The sequence below is a fragment of the Gemmatimonas sp. genome, assembly GCF_031426495.1.
In the GTDB taxonomy this organism is placed as follows: domain Bacteria; phylum Gemmatimonadota; class Gemmatimonadetes; order Gemmatimonadales; family Gemmatimonadaceae; genus Gemmatimonas.
Genome location: NZ_JANPLK010000084.1, coordinates 121,817 through 139,918, shown reverse-complemented (window position 1 = coordinate 139,918; position 18,102 = coordinate 121,817). Strand labels below are relative to the sequence as shown.

12 protein-coding genes and 2 CRISPR repeat arrays are annotated in these 18,102 nt (G+C 65.1%); of the genes, 2 read left to right on the top strand and 10 right to left on the bottom strand.

Translation table 11 applies throughout. From position 1 onward, the window contains the following. Positions 1-34: 34 nt before the first annotated feature. A CRISPR array of direct repeats spans positions 35-1,381; the repeat unit is 28 nt; unit sequence GTTCACTGCCGCACAGGTAGCTCAGAAA. Positions 1,382-1,494: 113 nt separating this feature from the next. Together RMP10_RS22640 and RMP10_RS22635 are read left to right on the top strand one after the other, a co-directional pair. Continuing rightward, positions 1,495-2,754, top strand: coding sequence for a transposase (locus tag RMP10_RS22640; protein WP_310572337.1), 1,260 nt, complete (start codon positions 1,495-1,497; stop codon positions 2,752-2,754). A gap of 76 nt (positions 2,755-2,830) precedes the next feature. Further along, positions 2,831-3,998: a CRISPR direct-repeat array (repeat unit 28 nt; unit sequence GTTCACTGCCGCACAGGTAGCTCAGAAA). Between the two features lie 103 nt (positions 3,999-4,101). After that, positions 4,102-4,977, top strand: coding sequence for an IS3 family transposase (locus RMP10_RS22635; protein ID WP_310572336.1), 876 nt, complete (start codon positions 4,102-4,104; stop codon positions 4,975-4,977). A 73-nt stretch (positions 4,978-5,050) separates the two neighbouring features. Here RMP10_RS22635 and RMP10_RS22630 read toward each other — a convergent pair whose 3' ends face one another. The 10 genes from RMP10_RS22630 to RMP10_RS22585 form a co-directional block, all read right to left on the bottom strand. Beyond that, positions 5,051-7,270 (bottom strand): YfhO family protein, encoded by a 2,220-nt coding sequence (locus RMP10_RS22630; protein ID WP_310572335.1) that lies wholly within the window; start codon positions 7,268-7,270, stop codon positions 5,051-5,053. Next, a complete protein-coding gene (locus RMP10_RS22625) occupies positions 7,251-8,309 on the bottom strand; it encodes a glycosyltransferase family 2 protein (RefSeq protein ID WP_310572334.1) in 1,059 nt (352 codons plus the stop codon). The genes RMP10_RS22630 and RMP10_RS22625 overlap by 20 nt, the downstream gene beginning before the upstream one ends. Next, complete coding sequence (locus RMP10_RS22620) at positions 8,309-11,044, bottom strand: Ig-like domain-containing protein (protein WP_310572333.1); 2,736 nt, start codon at positions 11,042-11,044, stop codon at positions 8,309-8,311. The genes RMP10_RS22625 and RMP10_RS22620 overlap by 1 nt, the downstream gene beginning before the upstream one ends. Beyond that, positions 11,044-11,520: a hypothetical protein gene (locus RMP10_RS22615; protein WP_310572332.1), complete on the bottom strand. Its 477-nt coding sequence runs from the start codon at positions 11,518-11,520 to the stop codon at positions 11,044-11,046. The genes RMP10_RS22620 and RMP10_RS22615 overlap by 1 nt, the downstream gene beginning before the upstream one ends. Continuing rightward, positions 11,517-12,593 (bottom strand): hypothetical protein, encoded by a 1,077-nt coding sequence (locus RMP10_RS22610; RefSeq protein ID WP_310572331.1) that lies wholly within the window; start codon positions 12,591-12,593, stop codon positions 11,517-11,519. The genes RMP10_RS22615 and RMP10_RS22610 overlap by 4 nt, the downstream gene beginning before the upstream one ends. 6 nt (positions 12,594-12,599) lie before the next feature. After that, on the bottom strand, positions 12,600-13,529 hold the full coding sequence (locus RMP10_RS22605; RefSeq protein ID WP_309671503.1) for a hypothetical protein: 930 nt from the start codon (positions 13,527-13,529) through the stop codon (positions 12,600-12,602). A 67-nt stretch (positions 13,530-13,596) separates the two neighbouring features. Beyond that, positions 13,597-14,913: a flippase gene (locus RMP10_RS22600; protein WP_310572330.1), complete on the bottom strand. Its 1,317-nt coding sequence runs from the start codon at positions 14,911-14,913 to the stop codon at positions 13,597-13,599. Beyond that, the gene (locus RMP10_RS22595) at positions 14,894-15,652 is read right to left on the bottom strand and encodes a polysaccharide deacetylase family protein (protein WP_310572329.1); all 759 of its coding nucleotides are present in this window, start codon (positions 15,650-15,652) and stop codon (positions 14,894-14,896) included. Before RMP10_RS22595 ends, RMP10_RS22600 begins: the two co-directional genes overlap by 20 nt. Next, entirely contained in the window at positions 15,649-16,878 is a 1,230-nt protein-coding gene (locus tag RMP10_RS22590; protein ID WP_310572328.1) for a glycosyltransferase, read from the bottom strand. The genes RMP10_RS22595 and RMP10_RS22590 overlap by 4 nt, the downstream gene beginning before the upstream one ends. Next, positions 16,875-18,065 carry a glycosyltransferase family 1 protein gene (locus tag RMP10_RS22585; RefSeq protein WP_310572327.1) on the bottom strand — a complete coding sequence of 397 codons (1,191 nt, stop codon included), beginning with the start codon at positions 18,063-18,065 and terminating at the stop codon, positions 16,875-16,877. The genes RMP10_RS22590 and RMP10_RS22585 overlap by 4 nt, the downstream gene beginning before the upstream one ends. Positions 18,066-18,102: the final 37 nt, after the last annotated feature.

Genomic DNA, 18,102 nt, shown 5'->3' with positions numbered 1-18,102 from the left:
AAGCAGCCACGGTGCCCTTTTGCGTGCGCGCTTCGTTCACTGCCGCACAGGTAGCTCAGAAAGACGGCTTCGCGGAACAGGTCCGCCAGCGAGGGTTCACTGCCGCACAGGTAGCTCAGAAATTCTCGTGGGCGCTGCGGGTGCGGACGGCCAAGTTCACTGCCGCACAGGTAGCTTAGAAAATTGGCGCGATACCAGCCGGGCGTACGTACGCGTTCACTGCCGCACAGGTAGCTCAGAAATCGAACGCACTGAGTCCCTCCAGATCGAACAGGTTCACTGCCGCACAGGTAGCTCAGAAAATCAGGTCGTTGCTCGTCAGGGTGTCGAACTGGTTCACTGCCGCACAGGTAGCTCAGAAAGATTCTGCGCGAGTGGATCAAGGACAAGCATCGTTCACTGCCGCACAGGTAGCTCAGAAATACGCGAACAGGCCGAAGCGCGAGCCGAGCATGTTCACTGCCGCACAGGTAGCTCAGAAATTCGTGGCGGAGTATTTGGTCGACCTGAACGCGTTCACTGCCGCACAGGTAGCTCAGAAATTCGCCAAGGAGGTCGCCGATGCTGCTGCATAGTTCACTGCCGCACAGGTAGCTCAGAAATGCATCACGACCAGCGTGTAGTTCTCATCGATGTTCACTGCCGCACAGGTAGCTCAGAAAGACGACGCGCCGGACCGCGAGCTGTGGGTAGAGTTCACTGCCGCACAGGTAGCTCAGAAAGATCGCCAAAGCGCAGCACGATGAGCTATCCGGTTCACTGCCGCACAGGTAGCTCAGAAAAACTCGGCGCGTTGATTGGGCTTGAACTGGAGTTCACTGCCGCACAGGTAGCTCAGAAATCACCGAGAGGCGTATGAGCGTGGTTCCGCAGGTTCACTGCCGCACAGGTAGCTCAGAAAAAACGGAAACGCTGTCGTGTGAACTCGGCGCCGTTCACTGCCGCACAGGTAGCTCAGAAAGCTGTAGTACGTGCGGCCACTGGGGCCATTACGTTCACTGCCGCACAGGTAGCTCAGAAAGCGAACATAGCCAACAGCTTTACGGCGGGCATGTTCACTGCCGCACAGGTAGCTCAGAAAACATCGCCCGCCGTGTACGTGCCGATCGCCGCGTTCACTGCCGCACAGGTAGCTCAGAAATTCCGCACCGACGACGCCCCGGACCGCGAGACGTTCACTGCCGCACAGGTAGATCAGAATTTTCACGAACGCACCGGCCAACATGGTCGCTTGTTCACTGCCGCACAGGTAGCTCAGAAATGTTCAGGCACCCAATCGCACGGCCATGTGAGGTTCACCGCCGCACAGGTAGCTCAGAAATCTCGAGTACGGGCCAACCGTGTCGGCTCAGCGTTCACTGCCGCACAGGTGGCTCAGAAAATCGTGATCGAGTCGGGGGTCTGTCCCAGGTCTAGTTGAAATTCGGGTGGTGCCTCCATACTGAAGCGTTGATCCCGGCCAGGATTCGCACTTCACTACAGAGGGCACCACCCATGCGAAGAGTACGAAAGAAGGCGGCCGCGCACCAGCGTTCCTCCGCGGCCGACGTGAGACCGCCGTCCGCGTCGGTGGACGACCGGTCGGTCGCCGTGGCGCTGATTCAGGCGTTGATTCCGTTGGGCCTCCGCGCGGTCGAGGACGCCCTGCAGCAGGAGGTCGTCGCGTTAGCAGGCGCCCGGTATGCCCACGCCGACGGCCATGGCGGCATCGCCCGCTGGGGCTCGCAAGCGGGCTCGATCTTTCTCCTGGACCAGAAAGTACCGATCACCGTGCCGCGGGTCCGGGACGTTCGCGCCGGCACCGAGGTGGCGCTCACGACGTACGCGCAGTTGCAAACGCCGCGCACGCAGGACGTGGGCTTGTTTCGTCGCGTGTTGGGCGGGGTGTCGTGTCGGGAGTACGAGGGGGCGGCGGAGGCGGTGCCCGAGGCGTTTGGGCTCGCGAAGTCGAGCGTCTCGCGCCGCTTCATTCGCGCGAGCGCGACGGCGCTGCAGGCGCTCCACGAGCGGCGCCACGATGATGCGGAGTGGCTCGTCCTCTTGCTCGATGGCAAGTCGTTCGCGGCCGATCAGGTCGTGATCGCGTTGGGCGTTACGATCACCGGCGAGAAGCGCGTCTTGGGACTCGTGCAAACCGCCACCGAGAACAAGCGCGTGTGTGCCGCGTTTCTCCGCGAGCTGATCGAGCGCGGATTCCGTGCGCCCACCGGCCTGCTGGTGGTGCTCGATGGGGCCAAGGGGCTGCGCGCCGCCGTCCGCGACGTGTTCGGCGACGATGTGCCCGTGCAGCGGTGCCAGTGGCACAAGCGGGAAAACGTGGTCAGCTATTTGACGAAGCCCCTGCAGGTGATCTGGCGGCGCAAGCTGCAGGCGGCGTACCAACACGCCACCTACGCGGACGCCAAGCGCGCGCTGCAAAAACTTGTGACCGAATTGGCGAAGCTCAACGAGTCGGCGGCGCGTAGTCTCGAGGAGGGCCTCGAGGACACGCTGACGCTGCATCGGCTCGACGTCTTCGCCGAGCTCGGCACCAGCTTCAAGACCACCAATCTCATCGAAAGTGTGATGGCTCGCGTCGACGCCAAAACGCGCCGGGTGGGACGCTGGCGCACGAGCGATCAGAAGCAGCGATGGTGCGCGGCCACGCTCTTGCACATCGAAAAGCATTTCCGGCGCGTGAAAGGATGCAAACACCTGTCCTTGCTCCAGCGCGCGCTGACCGGCAAACTCCCCGTCCGCCTCGCGGTTGCGTGAGCGGTTTTCACAAGGCACTCACCCGAGTTTCAACTGAAGTCGGGACACACCCCGAGTCGGCCGCCTCTTCCGTGTCGTTCACTGCCGCACAGGTAGCTCAGAAATTCCCGGTCGACTTCTTGGCCTTGATCTCCGAGTTCACTGCCGCACAGGTAGCTCAGAAAACGATTACGCCGCCCAAGTTGATGACGGTCGTGTTCACTGCCGCACAGGTAGCTCAGAAAATCGTGGTCGAAGCGCCCCCGACTTCCTGAATGTTCACTGCCGCACAGGTAGCTCAGAAATCCACGCCACGCATCCGACCGCCAGCCGCAACGTTCACTGCCGCACAGGTAGCTCAGAAATCTCGAAACGACCGATCGGTCAGGTTTGCTCGGTTCACTGCCGCACAGGTAGCTCAGAAGTCGCGAGTGTGTCCGCATTCGTCCTGGTGGTGGTTCACTGCCGCACAGGTAGCTCAGAAAGAACCCGAACCGTCACGCGCTATCCGAGATCAGTTCACTGCCGCACAGGTAGCTCAGAAATCATACGCGGCGGCAATGCGCTCGTACGAGTCGTTCACTGCCGCACAGGTAGCTCAGAAATTCACCGACGCGCGAACAGCGTGGGATGATCTGTTCACTGCCGCACAGGTAGCTCAGAAAAGTGCGTATGCTCGGAGCCGTCGCGCTCTTTGGTTCACTGCCGCACAGGTAGCTCAGAAACTCGGCTCTCGCGGAACCATCCGGTTCGGAGTGTTCACTGCCGCACAGGTAGCTCAGAAAATGCTCCAAGCGGGGAAGGATGCGCGGGCCATGTTCACTGCCGCACAGGTAGCTCAGAAAAAGCAGGCGTACGCGTACGAGCCGTGGGATTTGTTCACTGCCGCACAGGTAGCTCAGAAATTGCACCGTCGCCAGCGTGGCGTTGCGGAACGGTTCACTGCCGCACAGGTAGCTCAGAAATAGCCCGCGACTATTGCCCGCGAATCGGGCGAGTTCACTGCCGCACAGGTAGCTCTGAAAATCCGTCGGCGGCACCGTGAGTGCGCGCCCCGGTTCACTGCCGCACAGGTAGCTCAGAAATCTCTGCCGGCGAAAGCCGTGCAGCGCTGGAAGTTCACTGCCGCACAGGTAGCTCAGAAAATGACGAGCGTGATGGCATAGGCCGACGACACGTTTACTGCCGCACAGGTAACTCAGAAATTCGTGATCCGGTCAATAACGCCGTCCGTCTGGTTCACTGCCGCACAGGTAGCTCAGAAACTCAAGAGACGCCAGCGCCTCGTAGGCGTCGCGTTCACTACTCGCCGAAGCTGTTGCACGGATCGGTTGAACTCACCCCGGTGTACTTCGCGAAAGAGTCGCGTTGAGGTGCGCCGTTATCGCTCGTCAGGAGGACGAGTTCCCGGTGCGACTCATGTGCCGCGTGTTGGAGGTGTCGGTGTCCGGGTACTACGCGTATCGTCGGCGACCGGAGAGCTGGCGGGCGGTGATCGACGACGTGTTGATGGCTCATGTGCAGATCGCGTTCGCGGAGAGCGGGGAGACGTATGGCGCTCCGCGCGTGCACCACGAACTGCGCGCGGCGGGACTGCCCACGAGCACCAAGCGCGTCGCGCGTCTGATGCAGGAGGCTGGGTTGGCGGCGCGACCGAGAACGCGCCGTCGCGTGACCACCACCGACTCAAATCACGCCGATCCCATCGCGCCGAATCGGCTCGCCCGGCAGTTCGATATCCACGGCGTGGCGCTGAATCAGGTGTGGGTGGGCGACATCACGTATATCCCGACGCGCGAAGGGTTTCTGTACTTGTCGACCGTCTTGGATCTCGCCTCGCGGCGCTGCATCGGGTGGGCGATGCGCGACACCATGGAGGTGGACCTGGTGCTCAGCGCGCTGCGGATGGCGCGGGAGGCACGGCAGCCGGCGCCGGGCGTGATCTTTCATAGTGATCGCGGGAGTCAATACGCGTCTGCCGCGCATCGTACGGAACTGGCGGCGCACGGCATGCTGGCGAGCATGAGCGGTAAGGGCGACTGTTATGACAACGCCGTCGCCGAAAGCTTCTTTGCGACGCTCGAGTTCGAGCTGGTGATGACGCACGATTGGCACACCCGAGACGAGGCGCGACGCGCCATCTTCCGGTACATCGAGACGTGGTACAACCGGAAGCGACGGCACTCGACCTTGGGGTACGTCAGTCCGGCGGAGTACGAAGCGCAGTTACTGAAGGCCGCGTAGTTCCTTTCAATTACGCGTCCACTTTTTCGGGGTAAGTCCACAGTGCTGGAATCCCGGCCAGAAGGGCGTCACGTTAGACTGGTAGGAATCGACGCGGCAGCGCGTCGAACCGGTCGCGCACCATGCACACGATCGCCAGTACCAGCGCACCGAACGCCAGCAGGATCCACTTGCCAGTGGCCATCGTGTAGCGTGCCGCAATCGTGTGCTGCCCCGCCGGCAGATCGATACCGATGAACACCGGCGACACCATGTACGTGGACACCGGCCTGCCATCCACGGTAACGCGCCAATTGGGATGATATGTCGTCTTGATGATGAGCGACGACGGCGAATCGCACGCAACCACGAGGTCGATGATGCCCGCGTCCGCATGCTCCGACAGCGTGCGACCGCCGCCAGGACAGGCACCAGTGGGCATCGACGCGCCGCCCGGCTGGCGGAAGTCCCAGCGGATGAACTGCTTTGCCGCTGGCCCTGCACTCTTGCTCCATTGGTCCACGCCGCGCAGCAGGTCGAGCTGTGAACCAGCGGCGTGTCGCTCCACGACCGCACCGTAGGTCGCCATGCCGGTCGTGGCCACGCGATACACCGTGTAGCGCGGCGTGCGCGCGAGCGGCGTCATAAATCCGTCCACCGGTGCACCGCTCGGCAAGGCCACGTAGCGCACGTCGAGCAGGTCGTACTGTGCAGGGTCACGATCGCGGAAGCTCACGACCATATCGGCGTTGAGCGACAACCCTTGAAACAGCGGGGCGACGGCGGGCTGTCCGCGGTCCTTGAGTACGTCGTAGGCGCGAATGAGCGGACCGATGCGCCACTGCTTGCCGCCGTTGCTGGCCAGGCCCATGTAGGCGCGCCCGCCCGGTTGCGCCGCGATCGTATCGAGCACGGTGGTCAGATCAGAATCGGCCGCCAACGCGGCGCGCGTGGCGGTCATCGCACGGCCGTCGCGACCGAAGAACGTGGCGCGGTCGCGCATTGCCGGCGAGAGGATCGCCAGCAGCAGTGCGGTGGCGGCCAACATGGCGCCGAGGGAACGCGGCGCGGCGGTTGCCGGTGCGTCGACGCGTCCCACCCGCCGATCCACCATGGCGCGCCAGATCCACTCGCCGCCGACGCCGATCAGCATGAGCAAGAACACATCGGCGATGCCGATAAACCGGTACACCAAATGCCCGTCGTACCGCAGTACGCGCCCCAGCCAATTCACTTCCGTGGGGCGGAACTGGTACAACAGCAACCACACGAGTGTACCGACCAGCGCAAAACGCGCCGAACGGGTCCGCATGACAAGCGCCGCCACGCCGCCCGTCAGCGACAGTGCCGTCAGGATCGGCCAACGATCTTCGTCGATCACCAGGCGCTGCAGCGCGCTGAGCAGCGAACGGCTCTCATCAAGATCAGGCGCCGTGATCCCGGGAAACATCGCGAGATAGCTGCCGGAGCTCGTCGCGAACGGAATCAGCATGTACGCCGAGATGGCCATGGCGAGCGCGCCCACGATGATGAGACGTAGCAGGTTCGCCTTCCACGTGTCACGCGTCGACAACAATACGCACAGCAACACGCCGGTCATCGCCATCATGTACGACCAGATGAAGTGCGACAGCGCCAGCGCGGCAAGGGCGGCAATCGTGCCGGCGTACCCACGTCCCGTGCGCATGAGGCGATAGAGTCCTGCCATCGCGATCAACGACAGATGCTCGGCCCACAATTGTGTGAAGAGACCGCGACCGAGCCACAGCTGTCCGTCGTACTCCAAGCCGTAGCCATCGCGGTTGGCGAACAGTGTGGTCGCGGCGGCACTGATGGCCGCGGCGCGCACCGAGAAGTCCATGCGGCGCATGGACCAGTACACGGTGAGGGGTAATCCAATCAGCAGCAGATAGCGCGCGCCGTCGAACACCGTGCGCAACTCGACGAGCCCGAACAGCAGGCGGTGCACGCCCGCCACCACGAGGTGCGGAAGATTCTGGTAGTACAGAAACTGCGGGTAGCCGAGCTCGAGCTGCGGCATCCAGAAATCGAGCGGATTGCGCCAGTGCGCCATCTCCCGACTCGCGCCCTGCACCATCTGCCAGTGCAAGGCCAGGTCATTGCTGGCGGGCACCGGTGTCGTGAACTCCGGTAGCAGCTGCCACGCCGTCACGAGCAACGGCACCAAGGCCAGCAGTGCCAAGCACACCCGTTCCCAGTTCACCGCCGAGGGCAACTCCGCGGCCGCGCTTCCCGGTATCGACGACGTTCCCGTGTCGGGTGACGGTGCCGCGTTACGACGCCGTTTGCTCATACGCCGCGAGCGGAGGGAGCCGGACGGGTTCGACTTGCGGTCTGTGGGTCACGATCGCCCAAGCGGCACCCAGACCGGCCTCGGCGTAGTACAGCAATCGCAGCGGCGCCACACCGACAGCGAAGAAGAAACCACGACGCGAGCCGAACCACGACAACAGCGCGGCGTTCCCCAGCAACACGACCACCACGCAGAATGCCCCGATGTAGGCCAAGGCGTTGTTCCAGAACACAAACGCACCCATCGTGGCCGCGACCCCGATCGCGGTGAAGATGGTGTATAGCTTCTCGCGCACGCGGAGGTTGAGCGGTCCGCGCTGCATCGCTTCGCCGCGACGCAGGATGAGGTGCATCCAGGGAATGGCGCGCTCTCGCAGATCAGTGCGCACCATGTTCCCGAAGCTCCATCGCTTGAGGTGTTTGCCCTGCAGCTCCGGATCGAGCACGATGCGCGCACCGGCCTCGCGCAGCCGATAGCCCAACTCGATGTCTTCGATCTGCGGGCGCGGATAGCGCACGGCGTCGAACCCACCAACCGCGAGGAACGTGTCGCGCCGCACCGCACCGCAGCCCGCCCAAAACGTGTCGGCCTCGCCGGGATGCAGCGTATGCACGTAGCGGTGCAGGAGATTGCGGTACTGCGAGATGAAATCCATTTCTGCCGGCGCGTCGTCGTAGGCACCGAACGCCGCGCCGAGTGTCGGATCGGCCGCAAAGTGCGACGCAAAACCGCGTAGCGTGTGGGGCGCCACCACGACGTCGGCGTCGATGAACACCAGCACCGAACCCGTGGCGGCGCGTGCACCCATGTTGCGGGCGTGGGCCGGACCACGCGGGCCATCGGCCACGCGCAGTACACGATCGGCCGCGGTGCGCGCGACATCAGCGGTGTTGTCAGGGCTGCCGTCATCCACGACGATCAGTTCCCACGACGCGCGCGGCAGATCGCTGGCCTGCAGGCCGCGCAAACACTGCTGCAGGTACGCCGCACAGCGATAGGCCGGCACCACTACCGAAAGAAACGGCGCCGCCGCACTCACTACGGCGACTGCTTCTCGAACGTGATTCCGACCGGCCGGAGCGTCGCGCCACCGATGCTTCCAATGATCCACGGATTGGGCGATCCGTTGGCGTTGGTGAACGCTCCTGTAAACGTGAACGTGAGCCCGTTCGAGCCGGTCAGCGTGAAGGTCACCGCGTTGCCCGACACGCTTCCGGTGACCGAGGCAATGCGCACGTTGCTCTGCCCACCGAGCGCCAGCGCGCCTTCGGCATTGAGCGCTGAGAGCTGGCATCGACCGGCGTTCGCCGGCGCGTCGCAACCCGTCGTATCGAGGGAGAGCGCACTACCACTCTGCACGAGGCGCACATGCCAATGGACATCCGTGCAGGCGGACTCACCCGACCAGAAGCCGCTCATCGACACGGCGGTCACCGCGCCGGCCCGCGGGGTGAAACACGACTGCGCCTGCGCCTCGAGCGCCTGGCCGTTGACGTCGGTCACCCCCGTCGTCACGGTGGCGACGTAGCCACTGTTGTTCGCCAACGGCGACGACGGCGTGAACGTGGCGGTGCGGGTGGCGGAGTTATACGACACAGTGCCCGGCACCAGCAGTGCGGTATTGCGGCTGCGCAGGATGAACGTGCTGGCGTTGATCGTGCTCGAGATCATCGGCAGGCTGAACGTGACCGACACGGGCGTAGCGGCGTCGTGGTCGCTGGAGCGGTCGGACGGTGTGAACGTCTCCACGCGCGCCGGTGCGGGCCGCGTCTGGAAGTTGAATGACTTTGGCTCCACACGATTGCCGGCCAGATCACGTGCACCTCCACCCACCGACACGGTGTACGTGGTGACATACTCCAAGGGCGCGGTTGGTCGGAACGTCAGCGTATTCGTGCCCGAGTCGTACGTACTACTGCCGCTGAGCAACTCGACCGTATTGGCCACCCGCACGACGACGGCACCGTTGGTCATCGTCGTCACGTCCATCGCTTCATCAAAGCGCACGGCGATCGTCGTCATGATATCGACGCCCGCCGCGTTCTCCGCCGGAACAGAGCTCGCCACGCGCGGCGGTGTGTCGTCGGTGGTCGCCGCCGTGGTGAACGTGAACACCCGTGCCGCCGCGAGCGCGTTGCCGGCGGAGTCGAGGGCTGCCGTGGTAATGGTTGCCGTATACCCTGTGTTGCCGGCCAGTCGCGCGGTCGGTGCAAACGATAACGTGCGCGTCGCGGCGTTGTAGCTGACCGATCCTGCGACCGCCGTCCCGCCCGTGGTGGTGCGCACCACGAAGGCCGCGGCAGTCAGTGATGCCGCCTGCATCGTCTCACTAAAGGTGGCGGTGAGCGTCGCCGTGGGGTTCACGTTGACCGCGCCACTCGACGGGAAGGTGCCGGTCACCGTCGGTGCAATGACATCGGCCGCGAGCGTGGCGAACGTCGACGTGAAGGGAGACGCCAGCGGGTTGCCGGAAACGTCGCGCGCGCCGGTGGTCACCGTCACGGTGTAGTTGGCGCCTAGGGTGAGCGGTGCCGCCGGCGTGAGGGTGGCACGGTTGGCAGCCGCGGCATATTCGACCACGGCGGGAACGGGCACCGCCCCGGGCGCACGGGTGAGGGTGACCGTCGCCGCGGTAATCGTCGCCGGATTCATCGCTTCACTGAACGTGACGGCCATGACGGCAGCCAACGGGACACTGGTTGCTCCGGCAGCGGGAGAGACCAACGTGACGGTCGGCGCGGACTCGTCGACCGGCGCCGAGGTGACAAACTGCCACGTCGACACCGCCGTCAATCCGTTTCCGGCAGCGTCTGCTGCCGCCGTGGTCACGCGTGCCGTATACGATGAAGACGCCGCGAGCGGCGCCGTCGGCGTCAGCGTCGCGGTGCGCGTACCCGCCGTATACGAAACTGTCGCCGGGACTGCCGCGCCGCCGGCCGTCGGCGCCAACGTCATCGACGTCGAGTTGATGGTCGCGGCGTTCATCGCCTCGCTGAACGTGGCCGTCACCGTGGTCCGGACGGAGACATCGACCGCTCCCGCAACTGGTGAGAAGGCGACGACGCTGGGCGGGGTCGCATCGATCGGCGCGGCGGTAGTAAATGGCACCCGATAGGCCGCGAGGAGTCGATTGGCGGCGCGATCACGCAACGCCGTCGACACGTCGAACGTGTACGCGGTGCTCGGCGTCAGCGGGATCGAGGGCGTGAAGGTGAACGACGACGCGCCGGCCGTGTAGGCGACGACACCGGGCACGCTCGCGGTCGTTCCCGTCGCGCGCAGGACGACATTCTCGCTGGACACCGTCGCCGGATCGAGCGGCTCGCTGGCCGTCACACTGATCGGTGCCGTGATGGCGACGTTGGTGGCATTCGCGGCGGGCACGGAGCTCGCGATCGTCGGGCCGGTCAGGTCGGGCAGCGTGAAGGTTGACTGCGCCGTCACGGCCGACGGCGCCGATTGGGCGGAACCGCTGCCGACCGCCACCACGGTGTAGACGTACGTCTGCAGTTCGGTCAGTCCGAAATCGATATAGGTCGGCACGGTCACGTCGCGAATCGGCGACCCATTCCTGAGCACGGTATACCGCTGTACCGACTCACGTGCGGGATTCGCGGTCCAATCGACCCGCACCGATGTCAGCGAGGTGAGCGTGACCGTGACACCGGTCGGTGCGGAGATCACGTCTGGCCCCGTGGAGTCTCCGCCGTTACAGGCGAGCAGCGCCGCCGCACTGAGCAGCAACCATGCCCGCACGGTTCGAACGGGTGCCATCACGTCGTGCTTCTCTTCTCGAACGTAATGGTGGTTTCGGGCAAGGTCGGCCCGCTGATCTTGCCGGTCATCAACTTGTCCTCCGCCATGCGCCCCGTAAACGTGAACCGGCGATTGTTGCTGAGCGTGAACGTGAACGTGATTGTCGGATTGGTGAACGAACCGGTCACCGCCGTCAACGTGACGGGCAGATCGTTGCCGACGAACCCGACGCCCGTCTGACTGAACGGGTACAGGGCACACCGCTCGGCGGTGCAGCTGGGCTGCATCGTCAAGGTGGTACCAGTCTGCACGAACACGATGTGCAGATGCAGCGCGCCGGCCTGCTCGATCCCGACCCAGTAGCCGTTGGCGGACTGCGCCGGAAGACTCGGATCTCCATCGGTCGGTGCCGGACCGCCACATGCGGCCACGATTGCAATCATGGCGAGTGTCGAGACGCGACGGGCAACGGATCGAAACGTGTGAAGCATCATGAACCTGGATGTTTGTGCGGTGCCGCAGCCTTCGGTGCCGGACGGCGCGGCACCGGCGCCGGGCCTCCCTGCTGCGTGAGTCCCATCGCGTGCCCCATCGACACCCACTCGTCGACGGTCGTCACGCTGGTCGTGGAATCGCGATACTGCTTTGACGCGTCGAGTATCGTGGCGCGCTTCTTGTCGCGTGGAACATTCGGATTCGCCAGAATGTCCGACACCACGTCGTGCAGCGAATGCAGGTTGTCGAAGATGATGGCCGCTTCCGGATAACGCGTCGAGAAGTCGGGCGCAATCGCCGGGGACATCGGCATGACGGTGGGCAGTTTGTCGATTCCCCCACGCGTCATTTCGTAGAAGCGGTCCACGACCGCATTCACGTTGACGTCCATGTCCGCTTTCGCCTCGGAGGCCAGCATGGCTTCGTACAGCGTCATCTGAATCCAATGATAGGACCAGACGAGGCCATTGAACTTGGGATTCTGCTTGCGAAAGGCGAGGGAGTACGACTGCCCCTCCATCAAGTTCATGTCCTTGGGGTGCGAGCTGAACGCGAGCAAGGGGCGCGTCTTGTAGTAGCGCACCAGCTCGGCCACGTGCGCGTCGCGCTCGGCGGGCTTGCCCGCGTCGTGCACGAGCACGTCGTACAGCTGCCGGTGCAGCATGTGTGCCCAGCTGAACATGGCCAGCGTTTCCGGTGCCAGCAACGCCCAGGACGGTCCGACGGCGGCCTCATCGAGTGGCACGCGCGGCGGCTTTTCCAGCAGCTTTTGGGTCAACAGGTCGTACTCACGTCCGTCGAGATCACGCGCGGCTGTACTCGGCGAGCGCCACAACCGTTCGTACAGAATGGCGTGCCCGTAGTCGAACGCATTGAACAGATAGCTGGCGCGCGGATACATCGTGTTGAACGCGAAGCTGTGCGAACCCGGCAGATACATCTGTTCGAAGTACTTCCGGGCCTGTGCCTGCGCCGGGGTGGCCGCCACCGCGGAGATCACGCTGCACGTGAACGTGGCCGCCAGTAGGGCGCGCACGAACGGTCGCGGCCGTGTCGAGGTGCGAAGAAGCATGATTGCCTACAGCGTAAGGGCACGACTGATCGTCGTGCCGAAGGTGAGGAACGTGCCGCGGCTTTCACCGGTGAACAGGCGGCCGAATGCGGCATCGAACACGATCGTTCGCGAGATCTGCGTCCGAATACCGACTTCACCCGTCCAGTCGACCGGACGACCGATACTGCGGTACTTCTGTCCGAACACGTCGGCCATGAGCAACGTGGAGCGCAGCGGCAGCGACTTGTCGACCGCCATGCCGAACAGCCAGCGATCATGTGCTTGCGTCGCACCCGGCACCGCCGCGCTCAGCAACGACGACGGCGTACAGGCGAACCGCACCGTCATCGCCAATTCCGTCGGCGCCACACTGCAGGCGCCGTGAATGGGCGGGAGGATCTTCTCGAAGCCGACCGGGGTGCGCACGTTGAAATTGCCGTACGCACCGTTGAAATGGATGCGTCCCACCGGAAACGAGCGCGTCATCATGCCACGCACCGAGTACGTGGGCGGCAGCGCCTGCGGACCGGTGGGTACGAACAGCTCACTGCCAACGGCCAGAGCCGGCAGATGCAGCGATTCGATGCGCAGCTGATGCTCGAAGCCCACGCCGACACCGGCCACACCGGCCCGCGGACGGAGCGCTCGTTCGTTGAAGAAGATCGGCGAGCGCAGCGAGACTTCCGTGCGCGGCAGCAGCCCATACGTGACGCGCGGTTCCAGCTGAAGGCGATACCGCCCCTGTGACAGCTGCTGTACGCGGCCATTGCCCAGGTTCACCTCGAGCGACCGGCGCGCGGTGGGGGTGGCGTCACCGATTCGCACGGGCCTGCCGGAATCGATATTCCGATAGTCCACTTGCGCCTGCGCGGCACGCGCGCCGGGGAACACGGCGCCGAGGACCATCAGCACCGGGAGAACCGACGACAACTTGGGAGGGTGGGTCTTGGGCATGCGAAAGGGAAAATGGTCCGTCCACCGCTGCATCATTCGAGAAACATAAAGGACGCTTCACAGCTTGTCACTCGGGAGTGACCCTCCGAACTAGGTCGCCGCGCGTGGCCCACAGACCCAACGCAAGCACCACCAGTTCACCCCCCAGGGTGCCCACGGCGACCCCCTCGATCCCGGCGATCGGGATCAGCATCACCTTGAACGCCACATGCGCCGCCGTGGCGAACGTCGTATTGCGTAGGTCGACCTGCTGCCGGTTGGTGGCGAGCAGCATATAGCGGAAATGGTTGTTCACCACATTCACGACTGCCGCCGCCGCCAGAATGCGGAGCGCCATCGCCGCACCGGCGAAGGAGGGTGAGAAGAGGAGTCCGAGCGCCCAAGGAGCCAATACCGCCACGCCAACCGCTCCCGCCAGCGCCAGCGGCATCACGCGGGCCAGCGATCCGAGCGCTTCCGCGCGGAACGCGGCCGGCGATTCGGCCGCCCGTTGCGAGAGGCGCGGAAAGAGAATGGTGAAGTACACGGCGCTTAGTCCCATCATCAGCCCAAACAGGCGCCAGGCGCCGTTGTACCAGCCGATCTGAGCGTCACCGACCAGCAGCAGGCGCAAGAGCACGAGATCGGAGCCCAGCGCGATGGTGCGCAACAGCCACGACGCGCCGATCGGCGCCGACTCGCGCAGCACACGCCCCCACTCCGCCACCGGCCATGGCGCCGTCAGTCGCTCGGCACGCCCCCGCAGCCACCGGAAGAGTCCCACCGCCACCAGCGCTTCGGCTGCCACCTGTGCCATCGGAATGCTCCACAGCGGCCCGCCTGTCCGCGTGATAAGCAACACGCCCAGGAAGTACAGCACACCGATGGAAAGATTCGCTGCGGCCAACACGCGGGTCTGTTGCAGCGCCTGCGGCACCCACGTGAGCGACAGCGCACCGGTGAAGACCGTCAGACCGAACAGTGCCACCAACGGCAGGATCGGACGCAGCGCCGGCAGCGCCCAGCACACCACCAGAAGGACCGTGTACGCCGCCAACCCCAAGGCACCACGCATCGCCATCACGGAGCTCGCCGTCGCGCCGATCCGGTCGGGATATCGCGCCCCGTGACGGACCGCGAACACATCGAGCCCGCACGTACTCGCTTGCAGCGCGTAGGTGACCACCGTCGTCGCCACGCCGATCTGGCCGAACGCTTCGTCTGCGAAGGCGCGTACGATCAGCAACGTGCCCAGAAAGGCGAGGCCGCGCGACGCGACATCGGCCAACGCGAGTGCGCTGAACCGGGTGAGCGTCGACGACGGCGCGCGCGTACTCAGCGACCGATCCCCCGGTACGCCGCCATCGCGAAGGCCTTGCGCCGGCTCACCGGGACCACGAGGCACGCACCGCGCGGGCCGCCGCGCGCGCCCGCAAGTACCAGTCGCCGGCACGATGCCCGAACAGCGGAAACACCGACGGACTCCGCCAGTAGTACATCTCCACCCGCGGCAGCTCGTACCGCTCGTCGGTGGGCGCGGCCACCCGTAACTGCGTACCGACCGCCGCGCGGTAGTGTTGTGCGACCATCGCGCGCAGGGCCGCGTTCGAGTGACCGAACGGATACGCGAACGACGTGACCGACGCGCCGAGCGTCGACTCCAACGCCTCGCGACAGCCGGCGACCTCCGCGGACCACGCCGCTGGCGACATCGTGTCGAGTCGCGCATGCGTGGCCGAGTGCGCGCCGATTTCACAGCCCGCCGCGATACACTCGGCCAGTCCGCTACGCGACAACAGCGGCACGCGGGGAATGCCAGGCGCTTGGTCCGGCCAGTCGTTTACACCGCCCAGCTTGCCGCTCACCGCGAAGATCGTCGCGCGGAACTGCAACGCCGAAAGTACCGGCAGCGCGTGCGGCAGCAGATTTTCGGTGGCGTCGTCGAACGTGAGCACCACGGTGTTCGGCGCCACCGTCTCGGCGCGGTCCCACGCATCGAGTAGTTCGCGCAACGCGATCACCCGGTACCCACGGCGCGCTATCAGCTCCATCTGCGCGCGAAACACTCCCGGGGACGTCGAGATCACCGACCCCGAGTCGTCCAACGAGTGATACGTGAGAATCGGGACCGCCGCACCGGTCATGGCCGCCTCGCGGCGCGCTTCTCCAGCTGCGACTCCACCAGCGCCTCGTAGCGCGCGAGATGCACCTCGATGGTCCACTCGCGTTGCGCGAACGCCCGACCGGCATCGGCGAACTTGGCGCGGACCTCGGGCTCGAGCCGCATCCGTTCCATGGCGGCGCGGCACTCGGCAAGCGTCTCGAACGTGAGCCCACCACCCGAAATCTCGAGCAGCTCCTGCACCGCACCGATACGCCGCCCAATCACCGGCGTGCCGTAGGCCATCGCCTCGGCCGCGCTCAGCGCGAAGGTTTCATAGCACAACGACGGCACCAGCAGCGCGATCGCCTGCTGGATGTAGCTGTCGAGTGCCGACGGATGCACGGTGTCGAGGAAGTGCACGTGCGGCAGCGATTGTGCAGCGGCGCGCAATGACGCTTCGCTCTCGCCCGAACCCACGATGAGCAGGTCGGCGTCGCGATAGGTCGAAAAGATCGTGAGCAGATCCTGCACGCCCTTCAGTCGCTCGAGTCGACCGACATACAGGAAATACGGCCGCTCCGACGGCGACGACACCGCCAGTTCCGCATCCGTCGGCACCGGCACGAAGTGCGGCAGCAGCGTGAGCGGCTTGGCGATGCCATCACTCGCGTGCCGGTCGCGTGCGAACCGGCTGGGCGTAAGGACCGCATCAACCGACTCCAGACTGTCGGCGAGCTGCGACGTGGCGCGCCACCACTGCGGTGGGCGATGGCTGCGCAGCGTGCAGCTGAGACACGCACGCGACGTGCACGCTTCCCGGTCGTTCTTGAACAGCACGTGCGTGGGACACACGAGCCAGTACTCGTGCGTCGTGTAAAACTTCACCGCCGTGCCCATACGCAAGATCGACGGCGCACCCATGAGCGACACGTTGTGGTAGTGAATCACATCGTACGCGTTCGCGGCGAAGTGTGCGTCGAGCTGTGCCGCGTACGGCAGCGGACGTCCCGTCTGATGCACTTGGAGCGCCGACCAGCGCGGGTGCGCCGACTGCAGTCCGATGCGACGTACGTTGGGATGGTCAGTGAACGCCACCGACGGTTCGGCGTCCACCTTCGCGCGATACGCGTCGATGGAGTGAATCACATCCACCCGATGCCCGCGCGCCGCCAGCGCCTCGGCCAGCCGGTACACGAACACGCCGTCTCCGCCGAAGTGATACGGCGGATAAAACGTGGTGACGAAGCAGAAGCGACGCGGTGTCATGCGGCCGCTCCCGATGGCGCGACGACACGCTCCAGCAACTGCGCCATGCGCTCCGCCCCGCGGCGCCACGAGTAGGCATCCGCGCGCTGCAATCCCTTGGCACGCATCATGGCGCGCAGGTTGGCATCACCGAGCACGCGCGAGAGCGCCTGCGTGATGTCGGGCGCGGAGTCCGGATCGAAGAGCACACCGGCATCGCCTACGATTTCCGGCAGCGAGAAGCGGTTGCTCACCGCCACCGGGACACCGCACGCCATGGCCTCGAGCACCGGCAACCCGAACCCCTCGCTGAACGACGGCAACACCAGCACGGTGGACGCGCGATAGAGTGCAGCGAGCTGGTCGTCTGGCACGAAGCCGGTGAAGGTGACGTGGCCGGCAAGACCGGGCGCGCGCGCCTGTGTCTGCAGCGCGTGCGCGCAGGTGAGGAATGTGTCGTTCGCCACGTCCCCGACGATGGCCAGATGCCAAGGCGAGAGCGAAGGCGGCAGCGCGGCGACCGCGCGCAACAGGCCGTCGATGTTCTTGTGTGGGCTCAATCCGCCCACGTACAGCAACAGGGCGCCCTCCGCCGGCAGCCCGTATTGCACGCGCACGTTGGTGGCTTCGGCGGCAGAGTCGGAGTCGGGCTGAAAGATCGGATCGGCCCCTTCGCTGACCACATCGATCTCGCCGACTGGCATGCCGAACACATGGGCGATCTGGGCGCGGGCATTCTCCGACACGGTCACGATGCGCCGCGACTGCCGGCGGGCGAGCTGTGATTTGATCGTCCACAGCAGCCGTGGCAGGGCGCGGGGGAAGATCAACGCCGGATGCATCTCGGCCGTGGCATCGTGAAACACCGTGACCACCGGGGTCCGCCCGAACACGGGCACGTACGAGAACGAGGTGGGGAAGAGAAAGACGTCCACGTCGAGCGCACCGATGGCGCGACCCATGCGCAATAGATCGGCTGGCCGACGGGAGCCATCGGCCGACGCCGCCGTGGCCTGACGTTCGGAGGTCTGCACCACGTGCAGATGGGTCCGCGCCGGGAAGGACGCATCGCGCGCCATCGTGCTATCCACCACCAGCGTGAAGTCGTGTTGCGGACACGCGTTCACCATGGCCTGCACGAGCCCGCGCGTAAAGCGACCGTAGCCACGACGGTTCACCCACGTGCAGGCGTCGATGCCGATCTTCATGCGCGTCGCGCCACGTCACGCGGGTGACGCTCGGCGT